We start from the raw sequence: 10,398 nt of genomic DNA on the forward strand, positions 1-10,398 counted from the left end.
CAGCCGGGCCGCCGCGACGCCGAGCCGGGCGGGCGAGCGGCCGAGGAGGGCGACGGCGCCGTCGAGGAGGTCGATCCGGCGCGGGCCGGCCTCGGTCACGGCGACGGCGTGCAGGGCGGTTCCCACGGTCCGGGGCGTGCCCCAGCGGCGGGCGTCGTCGAGTTCGGCCCGCGCGAGGCGGGCGGCCTCGGCGGTCTCCCCCTCGGCGGCCAGCAGGTGGGCCGCCCGGGAACGCCAGGGCAGGACCGCCGGGTTGCGCACGCCGAGTTCGGTCAGGGCCCGGCCGGCCGCGTACCAGTCCTCCACCGCGCCCGGCACCTCGCCGGTCCTGGCCCGGAGCACCGCGCGGGCGGCCAGCACCGCCACGGTGTCCTGGCGCGGCGGCTGTTCGCGGTCCAGCCCCCAGCGGGTGAGCAGCGTCCGCGCGGTGTCCGTGTCCCCGGCCGTGGCACCGGCCTCGATCAGGGCGGCGACGGCGAGCCGGGTGAGGACGTGCGACGCGGCGGGCTCCGCGCACAGCGGTTCGGCGAGGGGCGCCAGCATCTCGGTGACGCCCGGGAGGTCGCCCTGGACCCGGCGGACGGTGGCTCGGAGCAGGTCCACGGCGACGTCCGTCCAGCGCCCCGGCCGCGCCCCGCCGACCGGCCGGTACCGGCCGCACCACGTCACCGCTTCGGTCAGCTCGTCGGCATGGATCAGCGCGCGGCAGCCGTACCAGAGGACGGTGGCCGTGCCGCTCTCGCCGCCCGCGGCCAGTGCCTCCCGGGCGTACCGGACGGCGTCCGTCCGGTCCTCGCCGGTGCGGACGGCGTGGACGGCGCGCAGGGCTGCGGGACGGCCCGCGGTGTCCGGGGCTTCGGATACCTCAGGAGTCTCGGAGGCCGCCGCGGAGTCCGTCTCGCCCGCGGGCGGGTCGTCGAGTCGTGCGCCGCCGGGGAACAGCCGGGCCGGGCCGGCCACGCGGACCAGCGCCTGGTGCAGCCGCAGCCGCCGGCGCTGTCCGGGCGCGTCCGGGCCGATCCGGTCGGCCGTGTCGTCGAGGACGGCCACCGCGTCGACCGGTCTGCCGTATCCGGCGAGCAGCGCGGCGAGGTCGAGGGCGTAGTCGGTGGCGACCCCGGCGTCGTCGGCCTCCTGCCGGGCGGCGTCCAGCAGCCGGATGGCACGGTCGGGGTTCACGAACCCGTCCAGCCGGGCGAGTTCGCAGCGGACGGCCGACCGCACCCGGGGCCGCAGCCGTTCGCGCAGCAGGCCCCGGAGGTGCTGGGCCGCCTCCTTGCTCCGCCCCTCGCGGGCCAGCCGGCGGGCGGCCGTCAGCAGGGGTTCGACGGTCCAGCTCAGGCCGAGCGGGCCCGCCGCGACGAGGTGCCGGGCCACCCGGGTGGCGCCGAAGCCGCCGTCGCGCAGCAGTTCGGCCGCCCGCAGGTGCAGGGCGGCCCGGGTGCCGGCGGGGATCCGCTCGGCGACCATGGTCGCGAGCAGCGGGTGGCGGAACGTCAGGGGGGTGCGGTTGGCGAGCAGACATCGGCCGACGAGTTCGTCGACGGACGACAACGTTTTCCCGACGTCGAGTTCGGCGAGCCGGGCGGCCTGGGTGATCTCCGCGTCGGCACCGAGGACGGCGACGGCCCGGGCCAGTTCCAGGGCGGGGCGGGTGAGCCCGCCGAGCCAGCGCTCGGCGCCGGGGAGCGCGGCCGCGCCGGTGGCGGGCCGCAGGTCGTCGGCGGTGGGCGCGGACCCCGACCGGCCGGCCAGCAGGGCCAGCAGTAACGCCGGGTTGCCGCCGGTGAGTTCGTGGCAGGTCAGGGCGGCGTCCGTGTCGAGTGCGACGCCGCAGCGGGTCTCGGCGAAGGCGGCGACGGCGTCCGCCGGCAGGCCGGTGAGGTCCAGGCATTCGGCGCCGACGGCGAGTTCGGCCTCGGGGGCCGCGGCGAGGTCCCGGTCCGCCAGCACGATCACCAGCCGGGCCGGGGGCATGGTGTGGGAGAGCGCGAGCAGCCAGCGCAGGGATCCGGGGTCGAGGTGGGAGGCGTCGTCCAGGCAGAGGGCCAGGGGGGCGTGGGCGGCCTGCCGGCGGGCCCGCTCCACGAGTTCGCCCAGGGGGTCCGGGCCGGGCTCGGACTCCGGTAAAGGGCCGGGCCGGGCCCCGGGGTCGGGTAACCGGTCGAGTAGGCAGGTGGCGGCGGCGAACGGCCTGCCGGGCAGGCCGCGCGCGTCTCCGGCGGCCACCCGGAACCCCGCGGCGGCGGCGAGTCCGGCGGCCGCCTCCAGGACGGCGGACTTCCCCACTCCCGGTTCGCCCCGGACCAGGGCGGTGACCGGCCGCCCTGTGCGGGCCCCGTCGAACAGTCTGGTCAGGCGAGCCAGTTCGCTCCCCCGACCGGTCGCGCCGACCGACGCCATCCGCACCTCCCGAACGGAAGCCGCCGCGCGTCCCGGCTGAGGGCGGGGGCACGGCCGCATGGATGTATGACCCGACCGACCCATTGCACGCCGTTTATCACGACGTACGATGAAACGACCTACCCCGTCCGATGACAGTACAGCGAGCGCTGTACTCGCTTCAATGGTCCTTTTCGATCGGATTCAGCCGGGTCCGGTCCGGAGAGGCCCCGGCCGCGTCCGCGGCGGCCGGGGTCACGGGACACCGTCCGCTACGACCGGGACGCCGCCCGGCCGCTCACGCCCTCGGACGGGGTACGCGGGTGCGGGATCAGCGCATCGCCCTCGCCGCCCTGCAGGGCAACTGTGCGCGCGGGGGCCGGGATGCGGATGCCCTCGGCCCGGTAGCGCTGGTGCAGGCGCTTGATGAACTCGTGCTTGATCCGGTACTTGTCGCTGTACTCGCCGACCCCGAGGATCGCGGTGAAGCCGATCCGGGAGTCGCCGAAGGTGTGGAAGCGCACCGCGGGCTCGTGGTCCGGCACGGCCCCCTCGACGTCCCGCATCACGTCCGCGACGACCTCGTTGGTGACCTTCTCCACGTGCTCCAGGTCGCTGTCGTAGCCGACGCCCACCTGCACGGTGACGGTGAGCGGCTGCTCCGGCCGGCTGAAGTTGGTCATGTTGGTGCCCGCCAGCTGGGCGTTGGGGATGATGACCAGGTTGTTGGAGAGCTGCTCGACGACGGTGTTGCGCCAGTTGATGTCGACGACGTAGCCCTCCTCGCCGCTGCTCAGCCGGATGTAGTCACCGGGCTGCACCGTCTTCGAGACCAGGATGTGGACGCCCGCGAAGAGGTTGGCCAGAGTGTCCCGCATGGCCAGGGCGATGGCCAGACCGCCCACGCCGAGGGCGGTGAGCAGCGGCGCTATGGAGATGCCGAGGGTCTCCAGGATGACCAGGAAGCCCATCGCCAGGACCGTGATGCGCGTGATGTTGACGAATATCGTGGCCGAGCCGGCCACCCCGGACCGGGACTGCGTCACCGTCCGCACCAGGCCGCTGATCACGCGCGCCGCGGTGAACGTCGCGCTCAGCATCACCACCGCCACCAGGATCTGGTTCACGGTGTGCCCCACCTGGTGGTTCAGCGGGAGGGCCGCGGCCCCCGCCGCCACGCCGGCCGCCACCGCGGCGCAGGGGGCGAGGGTGCGCAGGATGTCGACGATGATGTCGTCCCCGATCCAGCGCGTCCGGAGGGCCCGTTCGGCGAGCCACCGCAGGATCACCCGCAGCAGGAGCGCCGCCACCAGCCCCGCGGCCACCGCGATGCCCGCGACCATCCCGTCGTGCAGCGTCAGGTCCCCGGTCACCGGCGCCCTCCGTTCCCGGACCGCGCGCCGGCGGCACTCCGCGCCGTCGGCAGTCCGACATAACCAACCGTCACTTCGTCGTCCCTACCTGTCCCAAGCGATCGTCAATGCACCAGGACACAAACACGACCTGGCACAAAACGCCATCCTGCACCACGCTCGCACCGCTCCCTGACCGGCCGTCAGGGCATAGCCGACGACAAGCCATCAAACCGGACGGCCTGATTCGGGCAGATTGCAGGAGGGGGGGCAGATTGCAGGAGGAAGCCATGGCCGAATCGCCGGCAAGGAGGAGGCGGCGGAAAGACGGCAGGCCCGGTCCGGGACGGATCCCGGGCCGGGCCTGAGCGGCGGCTGAGAAGGAGGGAGCGGCGTCAGGAGCGCCGCGCGGCGGCGTCGGACGAGGAGTCGGCGGCCCGCTGGGCGTCCCGCTCCTTGATGCGCTGCGCCTCCTTGCGGACCCCGGCCTGCGTGGCACGCTCGCGCTCCAGCCACTCGGGCCGCTCGTCCTTGAGCGCCTCGATCTGCTCGGTGGTGAGCGCCTCGGTGACGCCGCCCCGGGCCAGGCCCGCGATGGAGACGCCGAGCTTCGCGGCGACCACGGGACGCGGGTGCGGCCCGTCGCGCCGCAGGTCGCGCAGCCACTCCGGCGGGTCGGCCTGGAGCGCGTTCAGCTCCTGGCGGGAGACCACACCCTCCCGGAACGAGGCGGGGGTGGCTTCCAGGTACACACCCAGCTTCTTCGCCGCGGTCGCGGGCTTCATCGTCTGGGCGGTTTTGTGCGTGGTCATGCGACCAAGGGTACGGGGCGATCGGCACGCTCCGTGACCGGTAACCTGGGCGGGTGACAGGCTCGCAAGACTCCCCCACGTTCCGGCTCGCCTACGTCCCGGGAGTGACACCCGACAAATGGGTGCGTATCTGGAACGACCGCCTGCCCGAGGTGCCGCTGACCCTGCTGTCGGTGCCCCCGCACGAGGCGCCCGGCGTGCTCCGCGCCGACGGCGCCGACGCCGCGCTGCTCCGGCTGCCGGTCGACGGGACGGACCTCAGCGCGATCCCTCTCTACACCGAGACCACCGTGGTGATCGTCCCCAAGGACCACCTGCTCACGGCGGTCGACGAGGCGACGGTCGCCGACCTCGCCGACGAGATCGTCCTGCACCCCCTGGACGACTCCCTGACCTGGGAGCGGCTGCCGGGCAGGCCCGCGCTGGAGCGGCCCGCCACGACCGCGGACGCCGTCGAGCTGGTCGCGGCCGGCATCGGCGTCCTCGTCGTCCCGCAGTCCCTCGCCCGGCTCCACCACCGCAAGGACCTCACCTACCGGCCGCTGACCGACGCCCCGCAGTCCCGGGTCGCCCTGTCCTGGCCCGAGGAGCGGACCACGGACCTCGTCGAGCACTTCATCGGCGTCGTCCGCGGCCGTACGCCGAACAGCACCCGCGGACCCAAGCCGCCCGCGGCCCAGGAGCGCCGGTCCGCCGGGGCGGGGGCCGGCGGCCGCCAGGGCGGCGGCGCGCCCCGGAAGGGCGCGGCGAAGAGCGCCGGGAAGTCCACGGGCAAGGGCGCGGCGAAGAGCGGCGGAAAGGGCGGTACCGCCGCGCGCAAGTCCGGCGGCACCCCGCGCGGCGCCGGCGCCCGGCGCCGCCGGACCCGCTGACCCTCCCCCGTCCCGGGAACCGCGCGGCGCCCACGGCCCTGGTCAGTCGGCCGCGGCGAACAGCTTCCGGAGCTTGCCGGACATCCACGGCCCGGCCGTCACCCTCTCGTACGCCCGGCCGTCCCCGCCCCCGGCCGCGGCCCCGGCCAGGCTCGGCGGGGGCTCCACGACGGCGTCGTGGTCGGGCAGGTAGAAGAAGGGGACGGACAGCCGGGACGAGGTGTCCCCGGGCGGCGGGTTGACCACCCGGTGCATGGTGGAGACCCAGCGCCCGCCGGTCCAGCGGGCCATCAGGTCGCCGATGTTGACGACGAAGCCCCCCGGGACGGCGGCCACGTCCCGCCACCGGCCGGCCGTGTCCTCCACCTGCAGCCCGCCGCGGCCGTCCTGCTGGTGGAGGACGGTCAGCGCGCCGAAGTCGGTGTGCGGGCCGCGGCGCAGCTGGCCGGGCAGGGGGTGCCGCGGCCGGGGGCGGTAGTGGTTGGCGGCGAGCGAGGACCCGTCGTGGTCGAACTTGTCGGCGAAGAACTCCTCGTCCAGTCCGAGGGCGAGCGCGGACAGCCGCATCAGGTCGGCGGCCAGGTCGCGGACGGCGGCCAGGTAGGCGAGCCACGTCTCGCGGAAGCCGGCCGGGCGCTCCGGCCAGACGTTGGCCAGCGTCCAGGTGGCCCACCGGTCGCCCAGCCGCGCGCGTTCCGCCGCGTCCAGGTCGCCCGTGACGTGGACGCCGAACGCCTCACACAGGTCGGGCGGCGAGGCGCGGTCGATGCTGTGCGCGCTCGTGCCGCCGACGCGCCGGTACCCCGAGACGCCGGGGCGGTGGGCGACCCGGTCCTTCTCGGCGTCCGGGAGCGCGAAGAAGTCCCGGGTGACGGCGTCCATGCGCCGGACCAGGTCCCGGGGGACCCCGTGGCCGACGACGACGTAGAAGCCGGACTCCTCGCAGGCCCGGCCGATCGCCGCCGCGACGGCGGCGCGGCCGTGCGGGGTGTGCCGGTCCGACAGGTCGATGATCGGGACGAAACCGTCGGGGTCGTGGTCCATGGCCATGGAACCCTCCTCTGCGGGGAGCGGGCAGCGGACTCGCACATCGATCGAGCAACTCGAACATTGGTCGAGTCGCCGGGAGCGTACTACGCCGTCGAACACCCGAACAAGACCGAACCCCCGTGCGCCGGACGCCAGTTGTCCTCCGGGCGAACGCGCGCGCCCCAGGCCGCGCGGCCAGGAATCGCCCTGCTCACACCGTGCTCACACCCTGGTCACACCCGACGAGAAGCGCCCCGGACCGGGCCCAGGGGGCCGTGCCGCCGGGGTGATACGTTGTGCGCGTTTTTCCAGGTGATCACGTACATGACGTACAGGGGGAGGTGAAGGCCATCACCGGCAGCGAGCACGCGTCGGAGGGCGGCCGGGCCCACCGCGGCGGCGTGGGGAGCGTCTGGCTGCGGCCCGCACGGGCCGGCAGGAGCGGGGAGGCGCCGCTCACACGGGAGCGGATCGTCGGGGCGGCCGTGGCGCTGCTGGACGAGGAGGGCTTCGACCGGCTGACGATGCGCCGGCTGGCCGAACGGCTCGGGGCGGGGGCGACCACGCTCTACTGGCACGTGACGACGAAGGACGACGTCGTCGACCTGGCCGTCGACGCCGTCTTCGGCGAGACGCCGGTTCCCGGCCGGCACACCGACCGGCCCCGCGACGACATCGCGCGGCTGCTGCACGACTGGCGGCGGGCCGTGCTGCGCCACCCCTGGTCGGCCGGGCTCCCGGCCCGCCGGCGGCCGCTGCTGGGGCCGAACTTCCTGACGTGGATGGAGTTCCTGCAGTCGGCGCTGCTCCGGGCCGGGCTGCCCGAGGACCGGCTGAACGCCGCGACGTGGGCGCTGTACAACCACGTGATGGGCGCCACCGCCGCCCAGTCGAGCCTGCGGCTCTCCCCCGAGGAGGCCCGGGCCGGGCAGGCGTACCTCGACGGGCGGCGCGACCGGTACCCGACCGTCGCGGCCCACAGCTACGTCACCGACGACGACTGGGACGGCACCTTCGCGGCGGGCCTGGAGTACCTGCTCGACGGGATGGGAGCGCGCCGGGGCCCGGCCGCCGGCTGACGGCGGCCGGGCCCCGGTGCGGGCGTCAGCGCTTGGGCGGCTTGACCCAGCCCTTCTTCACGAGCTCGTCGCAGTGCCACTTGGCGTGCGCCGCGCTCTCACCGTTCTTCTTCGCGGCGCTGATGCAGTCGGCGTAGGGGAAGGGGGGCTGGTCGGCAGGCACGACGTGGACGACCGGTCCGGCCGGCGGGACCGCCGTCCGGGCCTGGGCCACGGCCGGCAGGGACAGGGCCGACAGGGCTCCGATCGCGACGACCGCGGCCGGGACGACACTCATGCGGTACATGCGGTACACAGGCATTCTCCGCTCTCCGTCTTTCCGAATTCCGAATTGGGGCGACCTGTCACCGCTCAACGAGCCCGGCCGGGCGGGGAAACGCTTCGCCCGGCCGATCCGTTCGAAGAGGGACGGCCATTCGGAGGGAGACGGCCGGAGAGGCGCGGAAAGGCCGCTACCCGGCGAGGGCCGGATCGGTGCGGCGGTCCCGCATGGTGGCGATGACGTCGTCCCGGTCGTACAGGACGCGCCGCCCTTCCTTGCGGCGGCCCCATTCGTGGGTGCTGGCGAGCCAGTAGACGGTGCCGGAGGCGACGCGCCACCGGACGGAGATCTCCTGGGCGGTGAAGCCCGCGCTCGGCCGGGGCCGGCCGGGGCGGGGGCCCAGCGTGTGCCACGCGTCCGGCGACCAGGTGTGGCCGGTGTCGGCGGAGCAGACGATCGCGGCCTCGCCGGTGGCGGCACGGGTGTCCAGCCGGGCGGCCAGCCGGCCGTCGCACCCCGGCCGGACGCAGCTGCCGACGGCGACGTGCCGGTCGCGCGGACCGGACAGCGCGGCCCAGCCGGCCCGGATCAGCTCCTTGGTCTCGGCGGTGAGCTCGGCGGCGGCCGGATGCGCCGCCAGCCAGTCGGCGTGCCGGGCCAGGAACCCGGTCAGTGCCGCCGCGTCACGGACCGGGGCCCCGACCCCGCGCTCCTCACGCACCAGGGCCGCCCATCCGGTCAGCACCGTCCGGATGTCGGCCCTGGCGTCCAGGACCCGGGTGTCGAGCGGGATACCGGGCGAGCCACGCTCGCTGACCTTTTCCACGACTCTGCGGGAGCGGGTGAGGGCGCCGGCCAGTTCGTCGTACAGCCACCGCAGGACGGCGAGGTCCTCGATCAGGCGGCGGGCCGGGCTGGCGTCGGCCGGGGCAGGGGCGTGCGGCATCAGGGGCTCCAGGAGTGGGAAAGGCGCCTCGAACGGCTGTGCTCCGAGCCTGCCGGACCCCGTTACCGCCCCGGTACCGGTCCGTTCCCGTCCCGCTCCCCCTGTTCCCGGTCCTGGTTCCGGCGGGGCCTGAGCCGTGCCCCTCGGCGATGGTGGTCCGGAGGCAGCCGCCGCGCCGCGGACGGGCCGCCTCCGCGGGAGGGTGGTCTTGACACCGGGATCGTCGAGCCAAGACGATGCCCACCACACTGGTGCCCCTGCACCCTGCGCGCCGGGACGCGGACGGAGGAGACCTCCCGCCCCGGCCGGCGCCGCCCGTGCCCCGGCTTCCGAAGGCCGCGGCCCCGTGCGGTGGGCGCCGCTTCCCGTGCACCGCCCGCGACGGCTTCCGCGCGTCGAAAGCGGCCCCTGCCCTGTCCCGAGCCGCGGGCCGTCGTGCCCGTGCGCCCGTCGGCCGTGCGGACGGGCACTCCGGCGGCCGGCGGACGGCCCGTTCCTCCCCGGTCCGCCGGTGCGGGCCGGGCCGGGCGCCGGGCGCCCCCGGATTCGAAGGAGACTGACAACGATGGCAGGAGAGGACCGGCGCGGAGCCGAGCACACCATGACCGTGCGGGCTCCCGTCGAGCGGGTCTACGGGCTGGTGGCCGCGGCGGAGGACTGGCCGCGGGTCTTCCCGCCGCTGGTGCACGTCGACTGCCTCGAACGGACCGGCCGCCGGGACGTGATCCGGGTGTGGACGGTCGCGGACGGCGAGCCGCGCGGCTGCGTCTCGCGCCGTGTCCTGGCGCCGGACCGGCGGTGCATCGGGTTCCGGCGGGAGATGCCGGCGCCGCCGCTGGCCTTCCTCGGCGGCCGGTGGGAGTTCGAACCGGTCTCGGCCCGGGAGTGCCGGGTCCGGCTGCTGCACGAGTACCGGGCCGTCGACGACGATCCGCGGCAGCTGGCCCGGATCGGCCGGACGGTGGTGCGCCGGGCCAGGGCCGAGCTGGAGGCGCTGCGCCGCAGCGCAGAACTGGGCGTACGGGGCCACGAGTTGCTGCTGTCCTTCGAGGACAGCGTGCGCATCGCCGGTTCGGCCGACGACGCCTACGCCTTCGTCCGCGAGGCGCAGCTGTGGTCGGAGCGGCTGCCGTCGGCCGGCGGGGCGGGGACGGTGCTGACCACGACCACGCGGGTGTGCGGGCGGACGCCGCGCGGCTGGGGGCGGGCGGACGGCACCGGCCGGGACGCGGGCCGGAACGGGACGGTCCGGGTCTGTTTCCCCCCGCGCCGGATCGTCTACAAGCAGACGCGGCTGCCCGAGCTGCTCAGCCTGCACACGGGCAGTTGGGTGTTCACGCCGTGCGGGGGGACGGTGACGGCCACCTCCCGGCACACCGTGGTGGTCGACCCGGCGGCCATCGGCGCGGTGCTCGGCGCGGGCGCCGGCGTGGCGCAGGCGAAGGACGCCGTCCGGAGCGTGCTGCGGGCGGACAGCCGGCTGACGCTGCGGTACGCGAAGGAGTACGCGGAGGCGCGCTGTAGCCGGTGAACGCCGTTGGAACCGGCCTCAGTTGGGGTGGGCGACGGCGGACGGGGTGAAGGGGTCGGTGGCGTGGGCGGGGCGGGTGCCGGGCCGGCTCCCGCCCCTGGGGGCGCGGGACTTGGCGATGCCGTCCAGGGCC

General features: G+C 75.5%; 9 protein-coding genes. 3 read left to right on the plus strand and 6 right to left on the minus strand.

All coding sequences use genetic code 11. The features are described 5' to 3' along the window. From JNW98_RS32170 to JNW98_RS32180, 3 genes are all read right to left on the minus strand, one after another. Window positions 1-2,403: AAA family ATPase (locus JNW98_RS32170; RefSeq protein WP_223771838.1), on the minus strand; the 2,403-nt coding region annotated here is incomplete at its 3' end. A gap of 251 nt (window positions 2,404-2,654) precedes the next feature. Then, window positions 2,655-3,755 (minus strand): mechanosensitive ion channel family protein, encoded by a 1,101-nt coding sequence (locus JNW98_RS32175; RefSeq protein ID WP_223771839.1) that lies wholly within the window; start codon window positions 3,753-3,755, stop codon window positions 2,655-2,657. A gap of 374 nt (window positions 3,756-4,129) precedes the next feature. Continuing rightward, complete coding sequence (locus JNW98_RS32180; RefSeq protein WP_223771840.1) at window positions 4,130-4,546, minus strand: DUF5997 family protein; 417 nt, start codon at window positions 4,544-4,546, stop codon at window positions 4,130-4,132. A gap of 53 nt (window positions 4,547-4,599) precedes the next feature. Between JNW98_RS32180 and JNW98_RS32185 the strand changes: the two genes are divergently transcribed. After that, on the plus strand, window positions 4,600-5,418 hold the full coding sequence (locus tag JNW98_RS32185; protein ID WP_223771841.1) for a LysR family substrate-binding domain-containing protein: 819 nt from the start codon (window positions 4,600-4,602) through the stop codon (window positions 5,416-5,418). A 42-nt stretch (window positions 5,419-5,460) separates the two neighbouring features. Here the strand turns inward: JNW98_RS32185 and JNW98_RS32190 are convergent, their stop codons facing one another. Continuing rightward, on the minus strand, window positions 5,461-6,468 hold the full coding sequence (locus JNW98_RS32190) for an isopenicillin N synthase family dioxygenase (RefSeq protein ID WP_223771842.1): 1,008 nt from the start codon (window positions 6,466-6,468) through the stop codon (window positions 5,461-5,463). Window positions 6,469-6,788: 320 nt separating this feature from the next. Between JNW98_RS32190 and JNW98_RS32195 the strand changes: the two genes are divergently transcribed. After that, complete coding sequence (locus JNW98_RS32195; RefSeq protein ID WP_223771843.1) at window positions 6,789-7,526, plus strand: TetR/AcrR family transcriptional regulator; 738 nt, start codon at window positions 6,789-6,791, stop codon at window positions 7,524-7,526. Window positions 7,527-7,551: 25 nt separating this feature from the next. Here JNW98_RS32195 and JNW98_RS32200 read toward each other — a convergent pair whose 3' ends face one another. Both JNW98_RS32200 and JNW98_RS32205 read right to left on the minus strand, forming a co-directional pair. After that, a complete protein-coding gene (locus JNW98_RS32200) occupies window positions 7,552-7,827 on the minus strand; it encodes a hypothetical protein (RefSeq protein WP_223771844.1) in 276 nt (91 codons plus the stop codon). Window positions 7,828-7,978: 151 nt separating this feature from the next. Then, window positions 7,979-8,734, minus strand: a complete 756-nt coding sequence (locus JNW98_RS32205) for a hypothetical protein (protein WP_223771845.1) — start codon at window positions 8,732-8,734, stop codon at window positions 7,979-7,981. Window positions 8,735-9,299: 565 nt separating this feature from the next. Here JNW98_RS32205 and JNW98_RS32210 point away from each other — a divergent pair. After that, window positions 9,300-10,265, plus strand: a complete 966-nt coding sequence (locus JNW98_RS32210; protein WP_223771846.1) for an aromatase/cyclase — start codon at window positions 9,300-9,302, stop codon at window positions 10,263-10,265. Window positions 10,266-10,398: the final 133 nt, after the last annotated feature.

Source organism: Streptomyces huiliensis, from assembly GCF_020037025.1.
Classification (GTDB): Bacteria; Actinomycetota; Actinomycetes; order Streptomycetales; family Streptomycetaceae; genus Streptomyces; species Streptomyces huiliensis.

Excerpts from the sequence above, each read along its gene's own strand:
- JNW98_RS32180 (WP_223771840.1), bottom strand. The coding sequence starts at position 4,546 with ATGACCACGCACAAAACCGCCCAGACGATGAAGCCCGCGACCGCGGCG.
- JNW98_RS32190 (WP_223771842.1), bottom strand. The coding sequence starts at position 6,468 with ATGGCCATGGACCACGACCCCGACGGTTTCGTCCCGATCATCGACCTG.
- JNW98_RS32200 (WP_223771844.1), bottom strand. The coding sequence starts at position 7,827 with ATGCCTGTGTACCGCATGTACCGCATGAGTGTCGTCCCGGCCGCGGTC.
- JNW98_RS32205 (WP_223771845.1), bottom strand. The coding sequence starts at position 8,734 with ATGCCGCACGCCCCTGCCCCGGCCGACGCCAGCCCGGCCCGCCGCCTG.
- JNW98_RS32210 (WP_223771846.1), top strand. The coding sequence starts at position 9,300 with ATGGCAGGAGAGGACCGGCGCGGAGCCGAGCACACCATGACCGTGCGG.